Origin of the sequence: Streptomyces sp. XH2, from assembly GCF_049725035.1 — a bacterium.
Taxonomy (GTDB): domain Bacteria; phylum Actinomycetota; class Actinomycetes; order Streptomycetales; family Streptomycetaceae; genus Streptomyces; species Streptomyces roseoverticillatus.
Genome location: NZ_JBMMMZ010000013.1, coordinates 160,399 through 186,142, shown reverse-complemented (window position 1 = coordinate 186,142; position 25,744 = coordinate 160,399). Strand labels below are relative to the sequence as shown.

The window sequence follows — 25,744 nt, the reverse complement described above, 5'->3', positions numbered from 1 at the left end:
TGGAGACGGTGGCGCCGGGCCCTGGCCGTGCGGGCCGACAGCGGCGACGCCGGCGCCGTCACCGGCGCGGTGGACCGGGCGGCCGCGGCGTTCGGCCGGCTCGACATCCTGGTGAACAACGTGGGCCTGTTCCCCGTGGGGCCCGTCGAGGAGCTGGGGGCGGAGGAGTTCGACCGGACGGTCGCGGTGAACGTCCGCGCGCCGTACCTGGCGGCCCGGGCGATCGAGGTGGACGGAGGATTCACGGCCTGAGGGGACGAGGGCCTCACCGTCCGAGGGGACGGACGCGAGGCCCTTGCCGAGAACGGCACCGGCACCGATGCCGGTGCCGGCACCGACGGGCTCCCGCTCACTTCTCCTTGAAGACGATCTCCCTGGCCGGGCGGGTCATCTTCACGGTGTTGTCGGCGGTGACCTCGACGATGTCCTGCAAACCCCTGTGGAGCTTCCCGGAATCCGGGAGGAGGCGGTACTCGTCGTCCGAGGCCCCGGCCAGGAAGGCGCGGAAGCAGGACAGCGACGAGTCGGCGCCCATGAAGTCCAGGTAGTCCTTCAGACGGCGGAACAGCTTCGGAAGGATCACCGCGCCGGTCTTGTCGTCCGTGAGCGAGGTCATTCCGGCGATCTTCACCCCGTCAAGGGTCTTGTCGACCGCCCACACCCCCTTCGCGGACGCCCTCGCCTTCTCCGAGGCGTCGGTGAGGAACTCGCGCAGGTACACGGGCAGGCCCGAGTAGAAGGTCGGGTAGGCCAGGCCGAGCAGGAGCAGGTGGTGGTTGGCGGTCCGCTTCAGCAGGTCCTCGTCGACGTCGGTCCAGTAGCCGCTGTACACGGGCGGGGTGCCCTTGCCCACGAAGGCCACGCAGCGGCCGAACGCGTCGGCACCCCGGGTGAGGATCCAGCCGGGCACGACGTCCGGCGTGGTGGCCACGGTCTCGTCGTCGGCCCGGAGGACGGTGTCGAAGCCGAGGAACTTCAGCAGTTCGTCCGCGGCCTCGTGGGCGAGCCCCCGCGGCTGGTGCTCGATGTGCGGCGGCTTCTCGCCGTAGTGGGTCTCCAGGGCGTCGATTCCTTCGAGCCGGATGCTCGCGCGGCCGTCGGCCTTGGGCACGATCCGCCTGTCCCCGGGCACGAGCTTCCAGTCGGCCACGTCGTCCGGGATGAACGGGAGGGTGTCGCCGTCCGGTTTGGCGCCCCCCTCCACCCTGAACTTCCCCCTGATCAGCAGCATGGACATGACGACTCCCATCCCGGCATCACCGTAGGTGTTCACTTGTTACGCACGGTACATACCGGTATGACCGTCAGCCATTCCACGCCCGCCGGCCGGGGAGCGTCAGCACGGATGGGCCGAGCGGGCGGGACGGTCTCCCGCCCGCTCAGGGTCCACAGACCAGACCGGCCCCCGGACCGGCCTCCCGGACCGTCCGCCTACGCGCGCACCGCCGCCCGCAGTGCGGCCGTGAACCACTCCGTCGCCGGCTCCATGTCCGGCAGCGTCCAGCCGTTGATCACGGCCACGAGCCGCCAGTACCTGCCGTAGCGCGGGTCGTTGCCCGTCTCCAGCCGCTCCAGCAGCCAGGCCCGGAACTCCGGCCCGTCCTCGCGGCCCGAGACCTCCGCGAGGACGGCGGCGAGCTCGTCGACGTACGGCAGGGCCTCCGGGCCGTCCGGCGCGACCCCGGCCCGCCGCGCGGCCTCCGACCTCTCCTTGATCACCTGCGCGGCCCGCTTCGTCCGCTCGCCGTCGGGCCGCCCGGACTCCTTCCACACGCGCGTCTGGTCCTCGGCCGCCCGCCGGATCCCGGCCCGGAACCCCTCGTCCTGGACGAGCTCCGCGAGCTCCACCCAGGCGTCGAGCTGCTCCTGCGAGGGGTTCTCCGGGAGTTCGGGCATGCCGCCCCGCATCGAGGCGAGGAAGTCGGGGTCGACGTCCAGGCCCTCGAAGGCGCTGTCGATGAATTCGTTGATCAGCCGGCGCCGTTCCCGGTCCGACAGGGTCGCGAGCTTGTGCATGAGTTCCATCTCCTCCGGTGTCGACCCGCGCCCGGCCACCGCCCGCAGCACGGCCTGACGCAACCGCAAGGTGCGGATCTGCACGTCCAGGGCCTCGGCGTGGACGGCCGCGACCTCGGCGACGGTGATCTCCCGCTCCAGCACCTGCCGGATGACGGGCAGCCCCACCCCGAGATCGCGCAGCGTCCGCACGAGACCGAGACGCGCGAGCGCGTCGGGGCCGTAGAGGCGGTAGCCCGCGGGTGTGCGGTCGGTCGGCGGCACCACACCCGTGTCGGACCAGAACCGGATCGTCCTGACCGTCAGCCCGGTCAGCCGGGCCAGCTCCCCGATCGAGTGCAGGGAGCCCGAGGAGTACGAGGTGTCGTCGTCCATGTCCCTCACCTTGGAGTCTCCGGTCGCTGGAGAGTCAACACCGGATTCCCCGGAGTCCGCCGGACCCGGCGCGTCAGCCCTCCAGCCCGGCTGCCCGCAGCCGACGGTACGCCTCCTCCCACGTCGGTTCGATCACCTCGGAGACCCCGGAGACCCCGGAGGCCCCGGAGGCCGTGGCGCCGGCCGTGCGGTCCTTGAAGCCGCTGGAGGTGGAGACGCAGACGACGGGCCCCTCGCCGGCGCCCCCGGCCGGCAGGGAGCGCAGGCCGGCGAGGGAGGCCGCGCCGGACAGTTCGGCCCAGATCCCCTGGCGGGCCAGCTCCTCCCGGGCCTCCCGCATCTGCCGGTCCGTGACGAGCAGAGCCCCGCCGCCGCTCTCCCGGACCGCCCGTACCCCGCGGTAGCCCCCGACCGGGCAGGCGATCGAGTAGGCGTCGGTCGGCCCGCAGGTCACGCGCGCCGCCGGCAGCCCCTGCCGCACCGCGGCGGCCAGCGGCCCGCCGGCCGCCGGCTCGCAGGCGAACATCCTCGGCACCGTCGCGCTCAGGCCGAGCCGGCGCAGTTCGGCGAAGCCCTTCCAGACCCCGAAGAGGCACTCGCCGTAGCCGGTGGGGACGAACACGGCCGCCGGCACGCCGATCTCGGTGAAGATCTCGTAGGCGATGGTCTTGTAGCCCTCGGGGCCGAAGGGGTGCCCGGTGTGGGTGACCGTGAGGTTGCTGACCGGATGGAGTCCCAGCCGTTCGCTGATCCGCCGCATCAGCGGCCACCGCGCCTCCTGCGGCACGGGCAGGACGACCGCCCCGTAGGCGTGGAGGAACGCGTCGGCCGCCGCCGGCAACGCCGCCGGTGCCAGCACGACGCACCGCAGCCCGGCGCGGGCCGCGTAGGCCGCGGCGGACGCGCCGTGGTTGCCCGACGAGGCGACGACGACGCCGGGCGCGCCGACGCCCGCGGCGGCGGAGACCGCGCAGCGGTTGAGCCGGTCCTTGTGGCTCCAGGTGGGGTTCCGGGACTCGTCCTTGACGTACACCCCGTCCGCCACGGGGACCAGGGGCGTGTGTCCCTCCCCGAGGCCGGGCGTTCCGAGGGGTGGGAGCAGCGGCGCCCAGCGGTCGAGCCCGGTGCTGCGGGCGGCGGCTGCCGCGGGGGCGAAGAGGCCGGGGTCGGCCTGGTCGTAGGCGTAGTCCACCTCTACGGGGTAGGCCAGTTCGGCCGTACTCGTCGAGGGGCAGCCCTGCGTGAGCGGAGGCCACAGCGGGTGCACCAGGGACGGGTCGCCCATGGACCGCTGGACCGTGGCCAGAGAGTCTCCTGCCGTCATGGGCGGCGAGTCTAGGTTCGGGGTCCGAACGGCACACGCGACAAATGAGACAAAAAGGGAGAGTTATGCGGGAGACTTTCCGCGCCACAACCCCCCATCCCCGGGAGCTCCCATGACCCCCTCCGCCAAAGCCGCCACCGCGGCCGCCACCGCCACGCTCCTCGCCGCCTCGGGCGCGGCCACCGCCGACAGCGTCGCGGTCGGCGGCGCCGCCAAGTCCCCCGGCGTCATCTCGGGCAACACGATCCAGATCCCCATCCGCGTGCCCGTGACGCTGTGTTCCTTCCCCATCCAGATCGTCGGCCTGCTCAACGAGGCCTCCGGAAACGTCTGCGTCTCCGACTAGCCCCGGCCCCGATGCCCATGGTGGATCCCCTTACGGATGACCCGGCGCAGTCCCCCGGGGCCCTGGGGTCGTGACCGGTGCAGTCCGGGTCCGGGCGGGCATCGTCGTCGCCGCGTCGCTGCTCATGGCCTCCTTCGCCGCCCGGACGGCCCGCGGCCACAGCCGCTCGCACCTCCGGCTGCGCCTGTCCTCGGCGGCCATGGCGGTGGCGATCGCCGCCATCGTCGCTCTGCCCGGCACGTTCCCGGCGTGGCTGAAGGCGGAACAGGCCGCGTGCGGGGTGCTGCTGCTCGGCGTCGTCCTGGCCGTGAACGGCAAGCAGATGCGCTCGGCATTCACCGAACCCGGGCGCCGGCGTCCCCCGTTGCCGGGTTGCTGGATTTCCCACGCCTGGAAACTACGCAGCCGCGCCCCGCAGCGCGTCAGGCCGCCGCGGCGAGTTCACCGTCAACCCCGGCAGCAGCCCCGGGCAACCCTGCAACCAGCGCGGCAAAGGCGTGCCCCTACGCCCCGTCACCTACCCAACCAGGCCCCGTATTTGCTGAACGTCTCGGGCATCCGCCGCCGCGCCGACTCCAGCCCCGCGAACGTCTCCCGCACCGTCGGGTGGTAGCGCGTCTGCTGCGGCGCCACCTTCCGGGCAAGCTGCAGGTTCCTGAAAGCCGCGTCCGTACGGCCGGTCCACAGCTCGGCCCGTGCGACCTCGGTGCAGTGGTGCGCCCGGCGGGACGGCGGCCACGAGGCCGGGACGACTATCGCGTACAGCCCCTCTCCGCCCAGCTCGTCCGGGCCGCCATCCCCGCCCCAGCGTGGCGCTGGACGGGCGTCAACCGCAACATGGCCCTGAGCAGCCCACACCTCACGCGCTAGCAATTGCTATGCTGCCCCCATGGCGACTGAACTGAAGCAGCTGAACGTCAGAGTCAAACCGCGTACGCACGAGTTGCTCAAGGCCCGCGCCGACCGCAACGGCGTAACCGTGCAGGCGTACGTCTCGGGACTTGTCGAGAGCGAGGTCGACCCCGTCCGCGACTCATTCGTCTCCGGCCTCGTCGACGACATGACCGAGCTTCTGGCCGAGTTCGAAGAGACCTTCGAGGCAGGTAGCCGCTGATGTTCCTACGGGTCGACGCCCGTTGGATCGAGGACGCACTCCAGCAGTTCGAGCAGCAATCGGGGCGCGAGCTCGGCATCGACGACTGGGGCGCGCTCGCGACCGCCGTCTACCGGCACGCCTACGAATTGCACGCAGGTGAGCCCTTCTACGTCGAGGTCCCCGTCCGCGCAGCGGTCCTGCTCCAGACGTTCGTCGCTCTGCGGCCCCTGGCGGACTACAACGGCCTGGTCGCCAGCGCTCTGGCCGTCCGCTACATGCGCGAGTCCGGCGAGCCGGTCAAGCCACCTACAGGCGGCATGGCCACGCTGGTCACCGGCGTCCTCGAAAACGAACTGACCCTGCGCGCAACAGCGGCCCGGCTCCGCTCCTGGGTCACGCAGTAATCGTCAGGTCGCGCACGGGCCAGCGCCCCGATGACCGAAGGACTTGCCGGCAGAGCACCCTGCTCGGCCTTGGTCAGGGTGCTGTAGGAGACGTGAGCCAGGTCCGACAACTCGCGCCGGGTCAGGCGGCGGACCTTCCGCGCGCGGGCGATCCGTGCGCCGGTGTGTTCGTCAAGGTGCGGGGGCATACGCGGCTCCGTTTCTGACGTGACACGGAAACCGTACTCCTGCCCTGTGACAGGCCAACTGCCCTACGCTGGGGGACGGGTGAACGGAGAGCCCCGTTCCGGGGGCCGTTGGCGCGCCGAATATGCTGGTGGCGCCGCCGCCCCGGACCGCGCCGGGGAACCGAGGACCCCCGAGGAGCCATGGACCGCCGCCGCGCCCTCGCCGACTTCCTCCGGTCGCGACGCGAGCGCGTCACCCCGCGCGACGCCGGCATCCTCCCCGGCCCCCGCCGCCGTACGCCCGGTCTGCGCCGCGAGGAGGTCGCGCGGCTCTCCGGGATCAGTGTCACCTGGTACACGTGGCTGGAGCAGGCGCGCGAGATCACCGTCAGCCGTCAGGTGCTGCACAGCCTCGCGCGCGTGCTGCTGCTCTCACCGGCCGAGACGCGGCATCTCTTCGCCCTCGCGGAGGAGACACCCGCGCCCGCGGACGCGCCTTCGGGGGCAGCGCCCACTCCCGGGCTGCAGCGCCTCGTCGACGCGCTCGACCCCCACCCGGCGTACCTGGTCACGCCCACCTGGGACCTCGCCGCCTGGAACCGCGCCGAAGCCGGGCTCCTCGGCGACCCGGCCGCGTGGGCGCCCGCCGATCGCAACCTGCTCCGGTTCACCTTCCTGGAGCCCCGCGCGCGAGCCCTCCTCGCCGACTGGGACGCCCAGGCCCGCGCACTGCTGGAGCAGTACCGCGCGGGCGCCGACCGGCACGCCGGGGACCCGCGCTTCGAGGCGCTCACCCGCGAACTGCGCGCCGCGAGCGAGGAGTTCCGCACGTGGTGGGACACCCACGACGTCGCCGACTTCCGGCCCGCCCGGCGCGGGTTCGACCACCCGCGCCTCGGGCGCCTCTCCTTCGACTACGTGAAGCTCAACGCCGCCGACGCGCCGGGGCTCAGCCTCGTCGTCTGCCTGCCGGCGGACGACGAGACCTCCGGCAAGCTGCCGGGCCTGAGCGCGTAACCGCCGCTTCTCCGCTACTTCTCCGCGATCACCACCGCGGAAGCGACCCCCGCGTCATGGCTCAGCGACACGTGCCACGACGTCACGCCGAGCTCCTCGGCCCGCGCCGCGACCGTCCCCGACACCACCAGCCGCGGCTGACCGCTCGCCTCCGTCGTCACTTCCGCGTCCGTCCACAGCAGGTTCCCCGGCGCACCCAGCGCCTTGGCCAGGGCCTCCTTCGCGGCGAAGCGGACCGCGAGGGACGCGATGCCGCGCCGCTCCCCGCTCGGCAGGTACAGCTCCCGCTCCACGAACAGCCGCGCCGCCATCCCGGGCGTACGCCTCAGGGCGGCGTCGAAGCGGTCGATCTCGGCGACGTCGATGCCGACTCCCACGATCATTCGACGGTCACCGACTTCGCGAGGTTGCGCGGCTGGTCGACCTCGTTGCCGCGGGCCGTCGCCAGCTCGCACGCGAAGACCTGCAGCGGCACCGTGGCCACCAGCGGCTGCAGCAGCACCGGCGTCCGCGGGATCTCGACGAGGTGGTCGGCGTACGGGCGCACCGCCTCGTCGCCCCGCTCGGCGATCACGATCGTCCGCGCGCCGCGCGCCCGGATCTCCTGGATGTTCGACACGATCTTGTCGTGGAGGACGGACCTGCCCCGCGGCGACGGCACGACCACCACCACCGGCAGGTCCTTCTCGATCAGCGCGATCGGCCCGTGCTTGAGCTCGCCCGCCGCGAAGCCCTCCGCGTGCATGTACGCGAGCTCCTTGAGCTTCAGCGCGCCCTCCAGGGCCACGGGATAGCCCACGTGCCGGCCGAGGAACAGGACCGTGTTCTTGTCCGCCAGGGAGCGGGCCAGTTCGCGGACCGGCTCCATGGTCTTCAGGACCTCCTCCACCTGCCCGGCGATCTGCGACAGCTCGCGGATCACGGAGACGACCTCGTCGCCCCACTTGGTGCCGCGCACCTGCCCCAGGTACAGCGCCACGAGGTAGCAGGCCACCAGCTGTGTGAGGAACGCCTTCGTCGACGCGACGGCCACCTCCGGGCCGGCGTGCGTGTACAGGACCGCGTCCGACTCGCGCGGGATCGTCGAGCCGTTGGTGTTGCAGATGGCGAGGACCTTCGCGCCCTGCTCCCGTGCGTGCCGCAGCGCCATCAGGGTGTCCATCGTCTCGCCGGACTGGCTGATGGCGATCACCAGCGTGCGCTGGTCCAGGATCGGGTCCCGGTAGCGGAACTCGCTGGCCAGCTCGGTCTCGCAGGGGATCCGGGTCCAGTGCTCGATCGCGTACTTGGCGATCATCCCCGCGTGGTACGCCGTGCCGCACGCCACGATGACGATCTTGTCGGCCTCGCGCAGCACGGACGCCGGGATCCGCACCTCGTCCAGCGCCAGCGTCCCCGCGGCGTCGATCCGGCCCAGCAGGGTGTCCGCGACGGCCTTCGGCTGCTCGGCGATCTCCTTGAGCATGAAGTAGTCGTAGCCGCCCTTCTCGGCGGCCGAGGCGTCCCAGTCGACGTGGTACGGGCGGACGTCCGCGGGCGCCCCGTCGAAGCCGGTGACGGTCACGCCGTCGCGGCGCAGCTCGACGACCTGGTCCTGGCCCAGCTCGACGGCCTCGCGGGTGTGCTCGATGAACGCGGCGACGTCGGAGGCGAGGAAGGACTCGCCGTCGCCGAGACCGACGACGAGCGGGGAGTTGCGGCGCGCGCCGACGACCACGTCGGGCTCGTCCGCGTGCACCGCGACCAGCGTGAACGCGCCCTCCAGGCGGCGGCAGACCTGCCGCATCGACTCGGCGAGGTCGCCGCAGGAGGAGAAGGACTCGGACAGCAGGTGGGCGACGACCTCGGTGTCGGTCTCCGAGCCGAGCGCGTGGCCCCGCTCGGCCAGCTCGGCCCGCAGCGCGGCGAAGTTCTCGATGATGCCGTTGTGGACGACGGCGACGCGGCCCGGGTTGTCCAGGTGGGGGTGGGCGTTGGCGTCGTTGGGCGCGCCGTGCGTGGCCCAGCGGGTGTGGCCGATGCCGGTCGGGCCGGACGGCAGCGGCCGGTCGGACAGCTCCTTCTCCAGGTTGGCGAGCTTGCCCGCCTTCTTCGCTGCGGCGAGCCCGCCGTCGGCCAGCACCGCGACCCCGGCCGAGTCATAGCCGCGGTACTCCAGCCGCCGCAGCCCCGCCAATACGACATCGAGGGCGGACTGCCCTCCCACATAGCCAACGATTCCGCACATGCGGAGCAGGTTACGGCCCGGGCGGCCCCGCGCGTGGCGGCAACGGCGCAACCACCGTCACCCGCCGCGCCTCAGCGGCCCCTCTCGATCCTGTCGATCGCGTCCTGCACCATCTCCAGGTACTCGACCTCCTCGCAGCGCGGCTTGCTGCCGAGCTCGTAGCGGTCGAGGCAGTCGTCCAGGTCCTGGGTGAGGTCCTCGTCGGGCAGGTCGTCGGCCAGCTCGGCGCAGACGCGCGCGGCGAGGGCCTCCCGGTCGGCCTCGGCGGAGCGCCGGCGGAGGCTGCGGGGGTGGTTTCGGAGAGCGAACACGGCCGTCCCTAGCGTGATGCGGCCGCGTGGGGGGCAGGTGCGGTGCGGCCTGCGAGCGGAACGTAGTGCCTGACCGGTCAGTAGGTACAGGGTTGGATGAAAGTTCACCCAACGAGGCGGGCCGGTTACCGCCCGTACGAGGCGCCCAAACCCCACGAGAACGCCCGCTCCCGCCACCCGGAAGTGAGCACCGCGCCCCGGCCGCGCACAATGGGCCCGTGCCGACCACCACAGAGCAGCAGCGCCGCCGCGCCGACTCGTCCCCGTATGTGGACCTGACCCGCGCCGAGTGGAGCGCCCTGCGCGAGGACACCCCGCTGCCGCTGACCGCCGAGGAGGTCGAGCGGCTGCGCGGCCTGGGGGACGTCGTCGACCTGGACGAGGTCCGCGAGGTCTACCTGCCGCTGTCCCGGCTCCTGCACCTGTACGTGGAGGCCACCAGCGGGCTGCGCGCCACGCTGAACACCTTCCTGGGCGACGTGGGCGACGGGCACGGCTCCCACTCCCAGCCCGGCACGCCCTTCGTCATAGGGGTCGCGGGCAGCGTGGCGGTCGGCAAGTCGACCACCGCCCGCCTCCTGCAGGCGCTGCTCGCCCGGTGGCCCGAGCACCCGCGCGTGGAGCTGGTCACCACGGACGGCTTCCTGCTGCCCAACGCCGAGCTGCACGCCCGCGGCCTGATGTCGCGGAAAGGTTTCCCCGAGTCGTACGACCGGCGCGCCCTGACCCGCTTCGTCGCCGACGTGAAGGCGGGCAAGGACGAGGTCTCCGCCCCCGTCTACTCCCATCTGATCTACGACATCGTGCCCGGCGAGCGGCTGACCGTGCACCGCCCCGACATCCTCATCATCGAGGGCCTCAACGTCCTCCAGCCGGCCATGCCCGGCAAGGACGGCCGCACGCGCGTCGGGCTCGCCGACTTCTTCGACTTCAGCGTGTACGTGGACGCGCGCGCGGAGGACATCGAGCGCTGGTACTACGAGCGGTTCAAGAAGCTGCGCGCCACGGCCTTCACCGACCCCGACTCGTACTTCAGCCGCTACACCGAGGTCTCCGAGGAGGAGGCCCTGGACTACGCGCGCCGCAACTGGCGGACCATCAACAAGCCCAACCTGCTGGAGAACGTGGCGCCCACGCGCGGCCGGTCGAACCTGATCCTGCGCAAGGGGCCGGACCACAAGGTGCAGCGGCTGTCGCTGCGCAAGCTCTGACGACACCACCGACCACACCGGGACGCCCATGCTCCACCTGCGGATGATCATCCCGCCCGCCCGTACCGACGACATCGTCGGGCTCATCGAGCGCACCGTGGGCGCCACCCACCTGGCCGTCATCCCCGGCGCGGCCCGCAACCCGCACGGCGACATCGTGCTGTGCGACGTCGCGCGCGAGGCGGCCGACGAGCTGCTGGGCGCGCTGCGCGCGAGCGGGCTGCCGGAGGTCGGCGCGATCGCGGTCGAAGAGGTCGACCTGAGCCTGTCCCGGCGCGCGCAGCACGCCGAGCTGGCCGCACCCGGCTCGGGCGCGGACGCGATCGTGTGGGAGTCGCTCGTCGACGAGACGCACGAGGAGTCGACGCTCACCGTCACCTTCCTGGCGTTCCTGACGGTGGCGACGATGCTGGCCGCCTGCGGCGTGATCATGGACAGCGCGATCCTGATCGTGGGCGCGATGGCGGTGGGCCCGGAGTTCGGCCCGCTGGCCGGGCTGTGCACGGCGATCGTGCGGCGGGCACCCCGGCTGGCCTGGCGGTCGATGGCCGCGCTGCTCGTCGGCTTCCCCGTGGCGATGGCGCTGACCGGCGGCTTCAGCGTCCTCATGGACGCGCTGGGACTCTTCCACGAGGCGAAGTTCCTGGCCCCCCGCCCCCAGACGTCCTTCATCTGGCAGCCGGACGCCTTCTCCTTCGTGGTGGCGTTCCTCGCCGGCATCGCCGGGATCCTGTCCCTCACGTCGGCGAAGTCGGGCGCGCTGATCGGCGTGGCGATCTCGGTGACGACGGTGCCGGCGGCGGCGAACGCGGCGGTCGCCCTGTCCTACGGGGACTGGGCGGAGACCCGCGGGTCGGCGGTCCAGCTGGCGCTGAACCTCGCCGGGATCGTGGTGGCGGGCACGCTCACGCTCGCCGCGCAGAAGTGGTTCTGGGCGCGGCAGCGGGGCCGCTCCGCGGCGGGAAGCGGCCCCAAAAGCTGACCGAAGCCGTTCCGCGGCGGAAGAAGTGCGCGGGCTGGACCCGGCACGTTCTTCCGCCGCTACGGCGATGCGCCACCGCGGGGCGGGGCCGGCGGACCACCGGTCCGGCGGCCCACCGGCTCAGCCCAGGGACGACTTGACCGCGTCGGCCAGTTCCTGGGCCACGGTGCGGGCCTGCTCGATGTCGGCGGCCTCCACCATCACCCGGACGAGCGGCTCGGTGCCGGAGGGGCGCAGCAGCACCCGGCCGGTGGAGCCCAGCTGCGCCTCGGCGGCGGCGACGGCGGCGGCGAGCTCCTCGGAGGATTTCACGCGCGTCTTGTCGACGTCGCGGACGTTGATGAGGATCTGCGGCAGGCGCTCCATCACGCCGGCCAGGTCCGCGAGGGAGCGGCCCGTGGCGGCGACGCGGGCGGCCAGCATCAGGCCGGTCAGCGTGCCGTCGCCGGTGGTGGCGTGGTCGAGGACGATGACGTGGCCGGACTGCTCGCCGCCGAGGGCGAAGCCGTGCGCCTTCATCTCCTCCAGGACGTAGCGGTCGCCGACGGCCGTCTGGACGAGCTCGACGCCCTCGCGCTCCATGGCCAGCTTGAAGCCCAGGTTGGACATGACGGTCGCGACGACGGTGTTCTTGCGCAGCGAGCCCGACTCGCGCATCGCGAGGGCGAGGACGGCGAGGATCTGGTCGCCGTCGACCTCGTTGCCCTTGTGGTCCACGGCGAGGCAGCGGTCGGCGTCGCCGTCGTGGGCCACGCCCAGGTCGGCGCCGTGCTCGACGACGGCGGCCCGCAGCTTGTCCAGGTGGGTGGAGCCGCACTCGTGGTTGATGTTGAGGCCGTCGGGCTCGGTGCCGATGGTGATGACCTCGGCGCCGGCGCGGGCGAAGGCCTCCGGGGAGACGCGGGCCGCGGCGCCGTGGGCGCCGTCGATGACGACCTTCAGGCCGTCCATGCGGTTGGGGAGGACACCGATGAGGTGGGCGACGTAGTTGTCGAAGCCCTGGTCGTACTCGCGGACGCGGCCGACGCCGGCACCGGTGGGACGGTCCCAGGGCTCGCCGGAGGCGTGCGCCCGGTAGGTCTGCTCGATGCGGTCCTCCAGCTCGTCGGCGAGCTTGTGGCCGCCGCGGGCGAAGAACTTGATGCCGTTGTCGGGCATGGCGTTGTGGCTCGCGGAGAGCATCACGCCGAGGTCGGCGCCGAGCGCGCCGGTGAGGTAGGCGACGGCGGGCGTGGGCAGCACGCCCACCCGCAGCACGTCGACGCCGGCGCTGGCCAGGCCGGCCACGACGGCGGCCTCCAGGAACTCCCCGGACGCACGCGGGTCACGGCCCACGACGGCCACCGGGCGGTGGCCCTCGAACGTCCCCGCCTCGGCGAGCACGTGCGCCGCAGCGACCGACAGGCCGAGTGCGAGCTCGGCCGTCAGATCGGCGTTGGCGACGCCGCGCACACCGTCCGTACCGAAGAGTCGTCCCACTGGTGTCCTCCGAAAAACGCGCGGATACGGGGCCTGCCTGTGAACGGGCCCCGCAATCAAAAGTGTCGGGTCCGGAACCGGAACGTTGACTTCAGGTATACGCCGATACGTCCCGGGTGACCGATAGCCGAAACGCCCCGGCGGGCACGGAGCGTGCCGCCGGGGCGTTCGAGCAGAAGCAGCGAAGCCGCGTGATTAGCGCTTGCTGTACTGCGGAGCCTTGCGGGCCTTCTTCAGACCGGCCTTCTTGCGCTCGACCGCACGGTCGTCGCGGCTCAGGAAGCCGGCCTTCTTCAGCGGGCCGCGGTTGTTGTCCACGTCCGCCTCGTTCAGCGCGCGGGCCACGCCGAGGCGCAGGGCGCCGGCCTGGCCGGAGACGCCGCCACCCGAGATGCGGGCGATGACGTCGTAGCGGTCGTCGAGCTCGAGCACCTTGAAGGGCTCGTTGACTTCCTGCTGGTGCACCTTGTTGGGGAAGTAGTCCTCAAGGGTGCGACCGTTGATCTTCCACTTGCCGGAGCCCGGAACGATCCGGACACGGGCAATGGCGTTCTTGCGACGGCCCAGGCCGGCGGCCGGCTGCGGGTCGCCGAAGCGGGACGCGAGGGACTCGGAGGTGTACTCCGACTCAACGACCTCGGTCTCGGTGGTGTACTCCTCGACGCCCTCGACCGGCATCTCGGCGGTGGTCTCAGCCACGATTCTCCTCAGACTTTCTGGTTCGGCGGTGGCCGGGACTTAGCCCTGCTTGACCTGGGTGATCTCGAACGGCTGCGGCTGCTGGGCGGCGTGCGGGTGCTCGGCGCCCGAGTAGACCTTCAGCTTCGAGAGCATCTGACGGCCGAGGGAGTTCTTGGGCAGCATGCCCTTGATCGCCTTCTCGACGGCCTTCTCGGGGTTCTTGTCGAGCAGCTCGTCGTAACGGACGGAGCGCAGACCACCCGGGAAGCCAGAGTGGCGGTACGCCATCTTCTGGGTCTTCTTGTTGCCGGACAGGTGAACCTTGTCGGCGTTGATGATGACGACGAAGTCACCCATGTCCATGTGCGGGGCGTACACAGGCTTGTGCTTGCCGCGCAGCAGGGAGGCGGCCTGAGAGGCCAGACGGCCCAGGACGACGTCCTGCGCGTCGATGATGTGCCACTGGCGCTGGACATCGCCGGGCTTGGGGCTGAACGTACGCACGGTCGTAGCCTTCGCTTCTTCAGTGAGTGGGTCCTGACACGGCCCGCCTGAGGCGGCTGCCGGCGAGGGACGCACTCCGGGGACGCAACCCGGGTGCGGGCCGCTGGCGGCCACTCTGGTGGGCAAGCGTAAGGGCCCCTCGCGTGAGAACGACCAAGCCAATACGCATAACGAACTCGTAGAGTACCGGGCGCCCACCGGCGGGGTCAAAACACATGGTCCCACCGGTGCGCGGGCGCGGCTACCCGCACCGGCCCTGCGGGCCTCGTCCCCAAGCGCCGGACGGGCCGAACTTCATGAGCGGGCTCACCAACGTTCCAGCCCGTCCGGCGCTTCTTGAGGACACCGCCGCAGGCGGTCGCCCGCACGGTCACCGGCTGCGCGCCACCCGGCCCTCGTCCCACACCGGCTCCGGCACCTCGCGGACGCGACCGTCCGCTCCGAAGACCAGGAAGCGATCGAACGTACGGGCGAACCAGCGGTCGTGTGTGACGCAGAGCACCGTCCCCTCGTACGCCTCCAGGCCCTCCTGGAGGGCCTCCGCGCTCTCCAGGTCCAGGTTGTCCGTGGGCTCGTCCAGCAGCAGGGCCGTCGTCCCGGCCAGCTCCAGCAGCAGGATCTGGAAGCGGGCCTGCTGCCCGCCCGAGAGCTTCTCGAAGGGCTGGTCGCCCTGCTTCTCCAGCTCGTACCGCCGCAGGGCGGACATCGCCCCGCCGCGGTCCTTGGCGTGCTCCGTCCACAGGATGTCGACGAGCGTGCGGCCCAGCAGCTCGGGGTGGGCGTGCGTCTGCGCGAAGTGCCCGGGGACGACCCGCGCGCCCAGCTTCCAGGAGCCGGTGTGCGCCACGTCCTCGCCCGCCAGCAAGCGGAGGAAGTGCGACTTGCCCGAGCCGTTCGAGCCCAGGACCGCGACCCGCTCCCCGTAGAAGACCTCCAGGCCGAACGGCTGCATCAGCCCCGTGAGCTCCAGCTTCTCGCAGGTCACGGCCCGCACGCCGGTGCGTCCGCCGCGCAGCCGCATCCGGATGTCCTGCTCGCGCGGCGGCTCCGGCGGCGGGCCCGCCTCCTCGAACTTCTTCAGCCGGGTCTGGGCCGCGGCGTACCGCGAGGCCATCTCGTGGCTGACCGCGGCCGCCTGCCGCAGCGTGATCACGAGCTTCTTCAGCTGGGCGTGCTTCTCGTCCCAGCGCCGCCGCAGCTCCTCGAAGCGGGCGAACCGCTCCTTCCGCGCCTCGTGGTAGGTGGCGAAGCCGCCGCCGTGCACCCAGACGTCGCTGCCCGCCGGGCCCGGCTCGACGCTGATGATCTTCTCGGCGGAGCGGGCCAGCAGCTCGCGGTCGTGGGAGACGAAGAGCACCGTCTTCTTCGTCTCGCGCAGCTTCTCCTCCAGCCAGCGCTTGCCGGGGACGTCGAGGTAGTTGTCCGGCTCGTCCAGCAGCAGGACCTCGTCCGGGCCGCGCAGCAGGGACTCCAGGACGAGCCGCTTCTGCTCGCCGCCGGAGAGCGTGCGGACCTGGCGCCACTGCGCCTTCTCGTACGGGACGCCGAGCGCGGCCGTGGTGCACATGTCCCACACGGTCTCGGCCTCGTAGCCGCGGGCCTCGGCCCAGTCGGAGAGCGCCTGCGCGTACGCCATCTGCGCCGCCTCGTCGTCCTGCTCCATGATCGCGAGCTCGGCCTCGTCGACGGCCTTCGCGGCCTCGCGGATACGGGGCTGGGCGACGGAGACCAGCAGGTCGCGGACGGTGCGGTCGTCCCGGACCGAGCCGACGAACTGCGGCATCACGCCGAGCCCGCCGCTGACCGAGACCGCGCCGCCGTGCGGCTGCAGCTCGCCCGCGATCAGGCGCAGCAGCGTGGTCTTGCCCGCGCCGTTGGCGCCGACGAGGGCGACCGCGGTCCCCTCGCCCACGCGGAAGGAGACGTCGCCGAGGAGCACCCTTCCGTCGGGGAGGTAGTACTCCAGATGGCCCGCTTCGACATGTCCCATGGGCGGGATTCTCCCTGTTTCCACAGGGGGCGACCAACGCGTTTCCGCGGTTTACGATGCACGCCATGAGCTTTGGGCAGGGAGGGCCGTACGGGGCCCCGGGGGATCCGCAGCAGCCGCACCAGCAGCCGGGTCCGCCGCCGGTGCCCTCGCCGGGCGGGCAGCCGATGCCTCCGGCGGGGCAGTTCGGTCCGCCGCCGGACCTGTCGCCGCAGCCCCACCCGCAGCCCGCGCAGCAGGCGCCGCAGCCTTCACCGCAGGCGCAGGCACAGCCGCAGCCGCTGCCCCAGCCGCCGGCGCCGTGGGGCCCCGCCGTCCCGGGCCAGGCCTCGCAGACCCCCGACTGGGACGCCCTCGCCGACACCACCGCCGCCCGCGGCCGCCGCCGCAAGTGGCTGCTGATCGGTGGCGGCGCGCTGGCCACGGTCGCCGTCGCCGGCACCGTCGCGGCGCTCGTCGTCGGCTCGAACAAGAGCAAGGGCGGCTCCGGCCTGCCCTCCGCGCAGAAGCTCCCGAGCGCCTCCGGGTCGCCCGAGCCGTCGTTCTCGCAGGTCGCCCCGCCGCCTCCGCCGAACCCGCGGGAGTTCATAGCGAGCGCGGAGAAGGACAAGGCCCCGCTGAGCACGAAGACGCTGTTCCCGCACAGCAAGCCGTCCCTCGACAAGCGCAAGTACGACCGCACCGCCACGGCCACTGACGAGGACTGCGCCACGGCCGCGCAGGGCGGCCTCGGCTCCGTCCTCACCGGCAACGGCTGCCGCCAGGTGCTGCGGGCCACGTACGTGCGGGACGGGGTCGCGGTGACGGTCGGCGTCGCCGTCTTCGACACGAAGGCCGCGGCGGACAAGGCCAAGGAGCAGTCCACGGGGAACATCGAGTCCCTCGCCGGGGACGGCCCGTCCTTCTGCCGGGCCACGGCCTGCCGCCTCACCGCCAATGCGGAGGGGCGCTACGCGTACTTCACCGTCGCCGGCTACACGAACGGCAAGGCCGTTCCCGACGACGACAAGGACGCCCTGCAGGCGGGCCGCGACGTGGCGGGCTACACGTTCCGCCGCATCATGGCGCGTGCGAACGCCCAGGCGTCGGCGTCGGTGGCCACGCCGTCGCCGGGAGCGAAGAAGCAGGCGTAGCCGGGCTACGGCCCCTTTCCTGCCGCAGGCAGGAATTCCCCACCGCGGCGCGACCGGACGATGCCGGACCGGCCTCAGGTGCGTACGGCACCGCCGGACTCCACCATCACGGCTGATCACCGCTGCGGCGGATCCGTGCGCGCGCGGCACCCACGACCCCGCACCGCACCCGGGTGCGGTGCCGGACCGGCCTCAGGTGCGTACGGCACCGCCGGGCTCCACCGTCATGGCCGATCGCCGTCGCGGCGGATTCGTGCTGGCGCACCGCCTCCAAGGCCCGGCGCCCGGAGCCGCTAGCCCCCGTCCCCGCCGTCCCCCGCTTCCCCGCCCTCCCCCGCCGCCATCGGCGATGACGGCGGCGGCGCCGTGGGGGCCTTCCGTTCCGCTCGTTCGACCTTCTCCACCTGCGCCGCCACCAGGTCCGGCGGGATCTCGACGTCCTCCGGGTCGCCGAGGCTCGTGGCGAAGAACATCGCGAGCGTCGTTCCGGACCGGACGACCGTGATCAGGCTCGGCGCGCGCTCCGCCGCGTTCTCCAGGCGGTAGGCGACGGCCTCGTCGCCCAGCCGCGGCGCGGAGAGGGTCCGCACGGCGCGGAACTCCTGCGGTTCGCCCTCGCCCGTGAGCATGCCGAAGCCGCCCGCGCAGCGGTCCGCCGCGGAGCGCAGCCCGCGCAGCGTCGCGGCGGCGCCGTCGCCGCGGTACGCGGAGACGCGGATCATGCCCATGAGGCCCTGGAAGTCGAGGTCCTCGCCGGCCTTGGCGAAGGTGTTGACGACGGACGCGGCCGGCTCGGGCCGCGGCTGGGAGCCGAGGGCGTCGACGAGCGGCCCGCAGGCGGCGGCGTCCGTACGGGGCCGCCCGCCGCCCGCCGCGCTGCTGCCGGCGCGTTCGATCTGGAAGCCGGGGACCTCGCGGGCCCCGAGCTCCACGTGCCGCAGCTGGGCGGGGCTCAGTATCCGCACGGCATTGCGCGCGCCCTTGGCCTCGCCCCGGGAGCCGCCACGGCTCCCTCCGCCGCCGGGACCGCCGCTGCCGCCGCCGCTGCCACTGCCGCCGCATCCGGCCGTCAGCCCGAGGGCCACGACCGCGGAGACCGCCACCATCGCCTTCACAGGCCCAGGGTCCCAGCGCCCGCGGGGTCCGTGCCCGCGCCACGCCCGGCCACATGGTTACGCTCTGGACTGCCGTTCGACGCACGGCTTGACAGGGGCTTCACGGCTGCCCCTACAGTTCGCTCGCCCGAACATAAGAACGCCCCGGCCCCGGAGGGAGGACCGCCCGCACGCCCATGAAGATCGCGTTCCTGATCCACAACGCCTACGGCATCGGCGGCACCATCCGCGCGACCGGCAACCTCGCGAGCGCCCTCGCCGCCCGCCACGACGTCGAGCTCGTCTCCGTCTACCGCAGCGCGGACGCCCCGAAGCTCCCCGCCGACCGCCGCGTCCGCCTCACGTCGCTGATCGACATCCGCAAGGACGCCCCGGGCTCGGAGACCGACAACGAGCTGCAGCAGCAGCCCAGCGCGCTCCTCCCGGCCCGCGAGCGCGACGTGAAGGCCTTCACCCGCCTCGCCGACCTGCGCGTCGCCCAGTACCTGGAGGCCACGGACGCGGACGTCGTCGTGGCCACCCGCCCCGGCCTCCTCGTCCACCTCACCCGCCTCGCCACCGAGCGCACATACGTGCGCATCGGCCAGGAACACCTCATCTACGACGGCCACCACCCGGAGGTCCGCGCCGCCCAGGACGCCGCGATCCCGTTCCTGGACGCCCTCACCACCGTCTCCGAGGCCGACGCGGCCACGCACCGCGCGAAGCTGCCGGAGGCCCGTACGCACATCGCGGCGCTGCCCAACGGCGTCTCGGCCGCCGCCGTCGAGCCCTCCGAGGGCTCCGCGAAGCTCGTCGTGGCCGCCGGCCGCCTCATCCCCGTCAAGCGCTACGGGCTGCTGGTCGACGCCTTCGCCCAGGTCGTCGCCGAGCGCCCCGACTGGCGCCTGCGCATCTACGGCCGCGGCCCCGAGCGGACCGCCCTGCGCGAGCGGATCGACGAGCTCGGCCTGAGCGACAACATCGCGCTCATGGGCCCGCACTCGCCCATCGAGACCGAGTGGGCCAAGGGCTCGATCGCCGCCGTGACCTCCGACTTCGAGTCCTTCGGGATGACCATCGTCGAGGCCATGCACTGCGGCGTGCCGGTCGTCGCCACCGACTGCCCGCAAGGGCCGCGCGAGATCATCGAGGACGGCGTGGACGGCCTGCTCGTCCGCCCCGGGGACGCCGGCGCGATCGCCGAAGGCCTCCTGAAACTCATCGACGACGAGGAGCTGCGCCGCTCCATGGGCCGCGCCGCCCGCGCCTCCGCGCAGCGCTACGCCCCCGCGCAGATCGCCGAACGGTTCGAGCGGATCGTGCGCGAGGTGCGGCCGGAGCTCCTGCCGGAGCCGGTGGACCAGGCCGCGGCGGCACCGGCGCCGGCACCCGCCTCCGCCGCCCTGCGCCGCACCGCGGCCCGCCTCGTACGGCCACTGCGCCGCAAGGCCGCCGGAGCCCTCCGCCCGGTCCGGCCCGAGGCCACCCCGCAAGAGCCCGCACCCCTCAAGCCGCTGCGCCCCCGCGCCTCCGCCCGCGCCACCGCCGACGGCGGCCTGGCCGTCCGGCTGCCGCGCGCAGGCGTCACGGGCGAGCGGCTGACGCTCACGGCCCGCCTGCGCGGCACCGACGGCACCGGCGAGGGCGAACGCATCGAGCTCCCCCTCACCCGCCCCGCGACCGGCAAGGGCCCGCTCACCGCCCTCCTCGACCGGGCCGGCACCCCGCTCGCCGAGGGCCGCTGGGACTTCTTCGTCGAGCGCGCCGACGACGGCAAGCGCGCCCGCGTCGCCGCCGGCCTCGTCGAACAGGCCCGCCTGCTGACCCTGCCCCTGGGCCGCGACGCCGACGGCCACGTCACCGCCTGGGTGCCCTACGTCACCGCCGCCGGCTCCCTGACCCTGCGCACCTGGCGCCGCCCCGCCCACGCCGAGCTCGACGCGATCACCGTCGGCGAGGCCTCCCTCACCGTGACCGCCACCGTGCACGGCACCGCGGCACCCCTCACGCCCGCCTCGCGCCTCGTCCTCGTCTCACCCGAGGACGGCTCGTACGACGTGGACGTGCCGCTCACCGCCCTCGGCGCGCGGCAGCTGCGCTGCACCGTCCCGTACGACCTGCTCTTCGCCCGCCGCGGCACCGCACACGACGTGTGGCGGCTCGCCCTGCGCCCCGCACCCGCGGAACCGCACGTCCCGCTCGGGCGTCTCACGGGCGACGGCGTCGACCGCAAACGCACCGACGTCCACCCGGCGCGCACCCTCGGACACCCCGTGCGCGGCACCGTCGCCGTGCGCCCCGTCTTCGACCCGGAGAACGATCTCACCCTTGACGTAAACGATGTGACTCAAGCCACAATGTAGCCTGCACAGGCAACCGAAATCCCTCCCAACGGTCTTAACCGACGGATCGGACCGGACCAGCGAGGCGTCCGGCCGAGGGGAGACCCGACCCGTACACCCAGGCCAGGGGGAAGGACGGACGCGCCGCCCGCTCGCGCCGCGCACACACCGCCATGAAGATCTCTTTCCTTTTGCAGAACGCCTACGGCATCGGCGGCACGATCCGCTCCACCTTCAACGTCGCCAGTGCGCTCGCCGCCCGGCACGACGTGGAGATCGTGTCGATCCACCGGACGGGCGGCACGCCCAAGCTCCCCCTGCACCGCAAGGTGAAGCTGGTCCACCTGATCGACACCCGTGCCGAGACCGGCGCCGACCGGGACAACCCCCTGCTGGAGCAGGACAGCGCCCACATCCCGCCCGTCGAGGCCAAGGGCGCCCACTTCAGCGCCCTGACCGACAAGCGCGTCGCCGAGCACCTCGCCCGCACCGACGCCGACGTCGTCATCGCCACCCGCCCCGGCCTCGTCATGTACCTGGCCGAGTTCGGGCAGGACCGCTACCTGCGCATCGGCCAGGAGCACCGGATCTACGGCACCCACGAGCCGAACATCCGCGCCGCCCAGGACCTCGCCATCCCGCACCTGGACGCCCACACCGCCGTCTCCGACGCGGACGCCGCGACCCACCGCGAGCAGTTCCCGGACGTCAAGACCAAGCTGATCGCGCTGCCCAACGGCGTCCCCGCCTCCGAGGTCGAGCCCTCCGACGGCAACGCCAAGCTCGTCGTCGCCGCCGGCCGCCTCATCCCCGTCAAGCGCTACGACCTCCTCGTCAAGGCCTGGGCCACCGTCGCCGCCACCCGCCCCGACTGGAAGCTGCGCATCTACGGCCGCGGCCCCCAGCAGGCCAAGCTCCGCGAGCAGATCGACCAGCTCGGCCTCGCCGACCACATCACCCTCATGGGCGCCCACTCCCCCATCGAGACCGAGTGGGCCAAGGGCTCCATCGCCGCCGTCACCTCCCGCGAGGAGTCCTTCGGCATGACGATCGTGGAGGCCATGAACTGCGGCGTCCCCGTCGTCGCCACCGACTGCCCGCACGGCCCCGGCGAGATCATCAAGGACGGCCACGACGGCCTCCTCGTCACCAACCTCGACAGCGACGCCATCGCCAAGGGCCTCCTCAAGCTCATCGAGGACGACGAGCTGCGGCACACCATGGGCAAGAACGCCCTCGTCTCCGCCGAGCGCTACCACCCCGACGCCATCGCCCGCCGCTACGAGGAGCTCATCGAGAGCCTCGGCGGCGCCCGCGACGGCTCCGCCCCGGCGTCCGCCCCCGCGGGCTCCGGCGCGGCGACGGCCGAGCGCAAGCCCGCGCCCGTCCCCCTCTCCAAGATGCTGCGCCGCACCGCCGGCAAGCTGCTGCGCCCGCTGCGCCGCGGTGTCGCCAAGCCCTCCACCCCGCCGGTGAAGGCCGCGATCAAGGAGATCGTCCGCAAGCCGCTGCGCTGCACGGCCTCCTGCCGCGTCGACGCCGACGGCAACATCCTCGTCTCGGTCGACCGCAAGGGCCTCTCCGGCGAGAAGCTCTCCCTCACGGTCACCCGCCGCAAGGAGGGCAAGCCCGTCAGCGTGCCCCTCACGGCACCGACCGGCCCCAAGGCCCCCTACACCGCCGTCCTCGACCGCAAGCAGCTCCGCCTGGGCGAGGGCCGCTGGGACCTCCACGTCGTCCGCGGCGACGACGGCGCACGCCGCCGCGTCGTCTCCCACCTCGCCGAGGGCCGCGGCCTCGTCGAGCTGGAGCCCCTGCCCGGCGCCCCGTTCACCTGGTGGGTGCCCTACCCGACGGTCGACGGCTTCCTCGCCCTGCGCGCCTGGAACCGCCCCGTCCACGCCGAGGCCCGCACCGTCCGCCAGGACGAGACCTCCCTCACCGTCGAAGGCACCCTGCACGGCGCCGAGTTCGCCGACGGCAGCGAGCCCGTCCTCGTCGCCACGCCGCGCGCGGACACGGCCGACAAGGTCACCGCGCAGGTCACCGCCGTCGACAGCACGACCTTCCGGGTCACCCTCCCCTACGCCGAGCTGCGCCACGCCCGCGGCACCGGCGAGGAGAACACCGTCTGGGACCTGGCCCTGCGCCTGACCCCGGACGGCGAGCCGGTCAAGGTGGCCCGCCTCATCGGCGACATCGTCGACCGCAACAAGACGGACCTGTACCCGAAGGTCGACGGCATCAAGCCGTACTTCACGGTCAACAGCGACCTGGCGATCAGCTGCCCCAGCTGACCCCGTCACATGGGAAAGGGCCCGGCGAAAGCCGGGCCCTTTCCCCTATCCGCTTCAGCAGCAACCCTCGCCGGGCAGCGACCTCTTGTTCCGCGCCGCAATGTTCCGCGCCGCGAGCTCGGAGTCGACCGGATACCCGACCTCCTCCAGCGTGAGCCCGTGCGGCCGCACCACATGCACGGCGGAATCCCGCACGCCCGCGGCCAGCACCTGCCCGGGCCACTCCACCGGCCGGTGCCCGTCGCCGACGAACAGCAGCGCGCCCACCAGCGACCGCACCATGTTGTGGCAGAAGGCGTCCGCGCGCACGGTCGCGGTGATGATGCCGTCCGCGCCCCGCTCCCAACTCAGCTGCTGGAGCGTGCGGATGGTCGTGGCGCCCTCGCGCTTCTTGCAGTACGCGGCGAAGTCGTGCTCACCGACCAGGTGCCCGGCGGCCTCGTTCATCGCGGCCACGTCCAACGGCCAGTCGTGCCACAGCACATGACCCCGCAGCAGCGGGTCGGCACCGCCGTGATGGTCCGTCACCCGGTAGGCGTAGCGCCGCCAGATCGCGGAGAAGCGCGCGTTGAACCCGGTCGGCGCCTCGGCGACCTTCCACACCCGTACGTCGTGGGGCAGCCGGCCGGCCAGCCGTCGCAGCAGCTTCTCCTCGTGCTCGGCCCACACCTCGGCCGGCAGGTCGACGTGCGCGACCTGGCCCCGCGCGTGCACTCCGGCGTCGGTACGGCCCGCGACCGTCAGCTCGTACGTCTCCTTGGACCGCGTCACGGTCCGGATCGCGTCCTCCAGCTCGCCCTGCACCGTGCGCTGGCCCTCGCGCTGCTTGGCCCAGCCGGAGAAGTCCTTGCCGTCGTACGACAGGTCCAGCCGCACCCGTACGTAACCGGGTGCCACCTCGTCACTCACCGAGAGTTCCTCTCACAGAAATGCGGGACGGGCCCGCCCCCGAAAGGGGCGGGCCCGTCACTGACACGCATCAGCGGTGTCAGGCGTCCTTCGACTCCTCGGCCGGAGCCTCGGCAGCAGCCTCGGACTCCTTGACCGCACGCTTGGTGGCGGCCTCGGCCTCGGCGACGGTCGCCTTCTTGGCGATCTCGCCCTCGACGAGCTCGATCACGGCCATCGGGGCGTTGTCGCCACGACGGTTGCCGATCTTGGTGATGCGGGTGTAGCCACCCGGACGCTCGGCGAAGCGCGGGGCGATCTCGGTGAAGAGCACGTGCACGATGCCCTTGTCCGTGATCGTCTGCAGCACCTGGCGACGGTTGTGGATGTCGCCCTTCTTCGCCTTGGTGATCAGGCGCTCGGCGACCGGACGCAGGCGGCGGGCCTTGGCCTCGGTCGTCGTGATGCGGCCGTGCTCGAAGAGCGACTTGGCGAGGTTCGCCAGCATCAGCTTCTCGTGCGCGGCACCGCCGCCCAGACGGGCACCCTTGGTGGGACGCGGCATGGTGTTTCTCCTAGGTGTCTGCCCCGGCCGTATCAGGTACCGGGGTCAGTATCCGAGCAGGCGGTTGCCTGTCGGAGATCCGGGGTGCGCCCCGGAGGGTCCGCGCCCCGTAAGGGGCGCGGGGAACTGCGTGACCAGCCGAAGCGGACCCGCAGTCAAGAACAATCCTGCCGGACCGCTCTTAGTACTGCTCGGTCTCGACGAACCCGGCGTCCGCGTCGTCGTCCGCGCCGAAGGCGTCGGCCGCAGCGGTCGGGTCGAATCCGGGCGGGCTGTCCTTGAGGGCCAGGCCCATGCCGGCCAGCTTCGCCTTGACCTCGTCGATCGACTTCGCACCGAAGTTGCGGATGTCGAGCAGGTCGGCCTCGGAGCGGGCGACGAGCTCACCCACGGAGTGGATGCCCTCGCGCTTGAGGCAGTTGTACGAGCGAACGGTGAGCTCGAGCTCCTCGATCGGCAGCGCCAGGTCGGCGGCCAGGGCGGCGTCCGTCGGGGACGGGCCCATGTCGATGCCCTCGGCGTCGATGTTGAGCTCGCGGGCCAGACCGAACAGCTCGACCAGGGTCTTACCGGCGGACGCCATGGCGTCGCGCGGGCGCATGGCCTGCTTGGTCTCGACGTCGACGATCAGCTTGTCGAAGTCGGTGCGCTGCTCGACACGGGTCGCCTCGACCTTGTAGGTGACCTTGAGAACCGGCGAGTAGATGGAGTCGACCGGGATGCGGCCGATCTCCTGGCCCACCTGCTTGTTCTGGACGGCGGAGACGTAGCCGCGACCGCGCTCGACGGTCAGCTCCATCTCCAGCTTGCCCTTGGCGTTCAGGGTCGCCAGGACCAGGTCGGGGTTGTGCACCTCGACACCGGCCGGCGGGGCGATGTCGGCGGCGGTGACCAGACCCGGGCCCTGCTTGCGCAGGTACATCACGACCGGCTCGTCGTGCTCCGAGGAGACGACCAGCTGCTTGATGTTCAGGATGAGGTCGGTGACGTCCTCCTTGACGCCCGGCACGGTGGTGAACTCGTGCAGGACACCGTCGATGCGGATGGACGTGACCGCCGCACCCGGGATCGAGGAGAGGAGCGTACGGCGCAGGGAGTTGCCGAGGGTGTAGCCGAAGCCCGGCTCGAGCGGCTCGATCACGAACCGCGAGCGGAACTCGTCGACGACCTCTTCGGTCAGCGAGGGGCGCTGAGCGATCAGCATGCGATGAATCCTTCAGTCATGGGCACCCACTATTTGATGCCCTGAGGTACTACAAGGGTACGGGCGGCACGGCCACCCGGAAGGGAAG

The 25,744-nt window shown here is 72.4% G+C and carries 24 protein-coding genes and 2 pseudogenes; 11 read left to right on the top strand and 15 right to left on the bottom strand.

Going from position 1 to position 25,744, the window contains the following annotated elements; genetic code table 11:
- Positions 1-12: 12 nt before the first annotated feature.
- A pseudogene (locus ACOTKD_RS26410) lies at positions 13-222 on the top strand (SDR family NAD(P)-dependent oxidoreductase); the annotation flags it as partial.
- A gap of 127 nt (positions 223-349) precedes the next feature.
- Here the strand turns inward: ACOTKD_RS26410 and ACOTKD_RS26405 are convergent.
- The 3 genes from ACOTKD_RS26405 to ACOTKD_RS26395 form a co-directional block, all read right to left on the bottom strand.
- A complete protein-coding gene (locus tag ACOTKD_RS26405) occupies positions 350-1,237 on the bottom strand; it encodes a thermonuclease family protein (RefSeq protein ID WP_424891475.1) in 888 nt (295 codons plus the stop codon).
- A 194-nt stretch (positions 1,238-1,431) separates the two neighbouring features.
- Positions 1,432-2,391, bottom strand: coding sequence for a MerR family transcriptional regulator (locus ACOTKD_RS26400; RefSeq protein ID WP_424891474.1), 960 nt, complete (start codon positions 2,389-2,391; stop codon positions 1,432-1,434).
- Positions 2,392-2,464: 73 nt separating this feature from the next.
- Positions 2,465-3,715 carry a threonine synthase gene (locus ACOTKD_RS26395; RefSeq protein WP_424891473.1) on the bottom strand — a complete coding sequence of 417 codons (1,251 nt, stop codon included), beginning with the start codon at positions 3,713-3,715 and terminating at the stop codon, positions 2,465-2,467.
- Between the two features lie 112 nt (positions 3,716-3,827).
- Here ACOTKD_RS26395 and ACOTKD_RS26390 point away from each other — a divergent pair, with 112 nt between their 5' ends.
- The 4 genes from ACOTKD_RS26390 (at position 3,828) to ACOTKD_RS26375 (ending at position 5,561) form a co-directional block, all read left to right on the top strand.
- Positions 3,828-4,061 carry a chaplin gene (locus tag ACOTKD_RS26390; protein ID WP_424891472.1) on the top strand — a complete coding sequence of 78 codons (234 nt, stop codon included), beginning with the start codon at positions 3,828-3,830 and terminating at the stop codon, positions 4,059-4,061.
- Between the two features lie 70 nt (positions 4,062-4,131).
- A complete protein-coding gene (locus ACOTKD_RS26385; RefSeq protein WP_424891471.1) occupies positions 4,132-4,674 on the top strand; it encodes a hypothetical protein in 543 nt (180 codons plus the stop codon).
- A 276-nt stretch (positions 4,675-4,950) separates the two neighbouring features.
- Complete coding sequence (locus tag ACOTKD_RS26380) at positions 4,951-5,175, top strand: hypothetical protein (protein WP_424891470.1); 225 nt, start codon at positions 4,951-4,953, stop codon at positions 5,173-5,175.
- Positions 5,175-5,561 (top strand): hypothetical protein, encoded by a 387-nt coding sequence (locus ACOTKD_RS26375; protein WP_424891601.1) that lies wholly within the window; start codon positions 5,175-5,177, stop codon positions 5,559-5,561. Before ACOTKD_RS26380 ends, ACOTKD_RS26375 begins: the two co-directional genes overlap by 1 nt.
- A gap of 23 nt (positions 5,562-5,584) precedes the next feature.
- On the opposite strand, the pseudogene ACOTKD_RS26370 reads toward ACOTKD_RS26375, so the two are convergent.
- Positions 5,585-5,749 (bottom strand): annotated as a pseudogene (locus ACOTKD_RS26370) (helix-turn-helix domain-containing protein); the annotation flags it as partial.
- A gap of 180 nt (positions 5,750-5,929) precedes the next feature.
- Here ACOTKD_RS26370 and ACOTKD_RS26365 point away from each other — a divergent pair.
- Entirely contained in the window at positions 5,930-6,745 is an 816-nt protein-coding gene (locus tag ACOTKD_RS26365) for a helix-turn-helix transcriptional regulator (RefSeq protein WP_424891469.1), read from the top strand.
- 14 nt (positions 6,746-6,759) lie between these two features.
- Here ACOTKD_RS26365 and ACOTKD_RS26360 read toward each other — a convergent pair whose 3' ends face one another.
- From ACOTKD_RS26360 to ACOTKD_RS26350, 3 genes are all read right to left on the bottom strand, one after another.
- Entirely contained in the window at positions 6,760-7,128 is a 369-nt protein-coding gene (locus ACOTKD_RS26360; RefSeq protein ID WP_424891468.1) for a holo-ACP synthase, read from the bottom strand.
- On the bottom strand, positions 7,125-8,972 hold the full coding sequence (glmS, locus tag ACOTKD_RS26355; RefSeq protein ID WP_424891467.1) for a glutamine--fructose-6-phosphate transaminase (isomerizing): 1,848 nt from the start codon (positions 8,970-8,972) through the stop codon (positions 7,125-7,127). The genes ACOTKD_RS26360 and glmS overlap by 4 nt, the downstream gene beginning before the upstream one ends.
- 71 nt (positions 8,973-9,043) lie before the next feature.
- On the bottom strand, positions 9,044-9,283 hold the full coding sequence (locus tag ACOTKD_RS26350) for a hypothetical protein (RefSeq protein WP_424891465.1): 240 nt from the start codon (positions 9,281-9,283) through the stop codon (positions 9,044-9,046).
- Positions 9,284-9,501: 218 nt separating this feature from the next.
- Between ACOTKD_RS26350 and coaA the strand changes: the two genes are divergently transcribed.
- Together coaA and ACOTKD_RS26340 are read left to right on the top strand one after the other, a co-directional pair.
- Positions 9,502-10,494 (top strand): type I pantothenate kinase, encoded by a 993-nt coding sequence (coaA, locus tag ACOTKD_RS26345; RefSeq protein WP_424891464.1) that lies wholly within the window; start codon positions 9,502-9,504, stop codon positions 10,492-10,494.
- A 28-nt stretch (positions 10,495-10,522) separates the two neighbouring features.
- Positions 10,523-11,476, top strand: coding sequence for a DUF389 domain-containing protein (locus tag ACOTKD_RS26340; RefSeq protein ID WP_424891463.1), 954 nt, complete (start codon positions 10,523-10,525; stop codon positions 11,474-11,476).
- Between the two features lie 120 nt (positions 11,477-11,596).
- Here ACOTKD_RS26340 and glmM read toward each other — a convergent pair whose 3' ends face one another.
- The 4 genes from glmM to ACOTKD_RS26320 form a co-directional block, all read right to left on the bottom strand.
- Positions 11,597-12,955, bottom strand: coding sequence for a phosphoglucosamine mutase (gene glmM, locus ACOTKD_RS26335; protein WP_424891462.1), 1,359 nt, complete (start codon positions 12,953-12,955; stop codon positions 11,597-11,599).
- 195 nt (positions 12,956-13,150) lie between these two features.
- Positions 13,151-13,654, bottom strand: coding sequence for a 30S ribosomal protein S9 (gene rpsI / locus ACOTKD_RS26330; RefSeq protein WP_106681042.1), 504 nt, complete (start codon positions 13,652-13,654; stop codon positions 13,151-13,153).
- A 39-nt stretch (positions 13,655-13,693) separates the two neighbouring features.
- Positions 13,694-14,140 carry a 50S ribosomal protein L13 gene (gene rplM / locus ACOTKD_RS26325; RefSeq protein WP_106681041.1) on the bottom strand — a complete coding sequence of 149 codons (447 nt, stop codon included), beginning with the start codon at positions 14,138-14,140 and terminating at the stop codon, positions 13,694-13,696.
- 370 nt (positions 14,141-14,510) lie between these two features.
- Positions 14,511-16,130 (bottom strand): ABC-F family ATP-binding cassette domain-containing protein, encoded by a 1,620-nt coding sequence (locus tag ACOTKD_RS26320; protein WP_424891461.1) that lies wholly within the window; start codon positions 16,128-16,130, stop codon positions 14,511-14,513.
- Between the two features lie 65 nt (positions 16,131-16,195).
- On the opposite strand from ACOTKD_RS26320, the gene ACOTKD_RS26315 reads away from it, so the two are divergent.
- Entirely contained in the window at positions 16,196-17,263 is a 1,068-nt protein-coding gene (locus ACOTKD_RS26315) for a hypothetical protein (protein WP_424891460.1), read from the top strand.
- A gap of 293 nt (positions 17,264-17,556) precedes the next feature.
- Here ACOTKD_RS26315 and ACOTKD_RS26310 read toward each other — a convergent pair whose 3' ends face one another.
- A complete protein-coding gene (locus tag ACOTKD_RS26310; RefSeq protein ID WP_424891459.1) occupies positions 17,557-18,378 on the bottom strand; it encodes a hypothetical protein in 822 nt (273 codons plus the stop codon).
- Positions 18,379-18,554: 176 nt separating this feature from the next.
- Here ACOTKD_RS26310 and ACOTKD_RS26305 point away from each other — a divergent pair, with 176 nt between their 5' ends.
- Complete coding sequence (locus ACOTKD_RS26305; protein ID WP_424891458.1) at positions 18,555-20,723, top strand: glycosyltransferase family 4 protein; 2,169 nt, start codon at positions 18,555-18,557, stop codon at positions 20,721-20,723.
- Positions 20,724-20,875: 152 nt separating this feature from the next.
- Positions 20,876-22,999, top strand: a complete 2,124-nt coding sequence (locus ACOTKD_RS26300) for a glycosyltransferase family 4 protein (protein ID WP_424891457.1) — start codon at positions 20,876-20,878, stop codon at positions 22,997-22,999.
- A gap of 54 nt (positions 23,000-23,053) precedes the next feature.
- Here the strand turns inward: ACOTKD_RS26300 and truA are convergent, their stop codons facing one another.
- The 3 genes from truA to ACOTKD_RS26285 all read right to left on the bottom strand — a co-directional run bounded on the left by truA (position 23,054) and on the right by ACOTKD_RS26285 (position 25,656).
- Complete coding sequence (gene truA / locus ACOTKD_RS26295; RefSeq protein WP_424891456.1) at positions 23,054-23,908, bottom strand: tRNA pseudouridine(38-40) synthase TruA; 855 nt, start codon at positions 23,906-23,908, stop codon at positions 23,054-23,056.
- A gap of 79 nt (positions 23,909-23,987) precedes the next feature.
- On the bottom strand, positions 23,988-24,452 hold the full coding sequence (gene rplQ / locus ACOTKD_RS26290; protein WP_030368392.1) for a 50S ribosomal protein L17: 465 nt from the start codon (positions 24,450-24,452) through the stop codon (positions 23,988-23,990).
- 181 nt (positions 24,453-24,633) lie between these two features.
- Entirely contained in the window at positions 24,634-25,656 is a 1,023-nt protein-coding gene (locus ACOTKD_RS26285) for a DNA-directed RNA polymerase subunit alpha (protein ID WP_004946635.1), read from the bottom strand.
- Between the last annotated feature and the right edge of the window lie 88 nt (positions 25,657-25,744).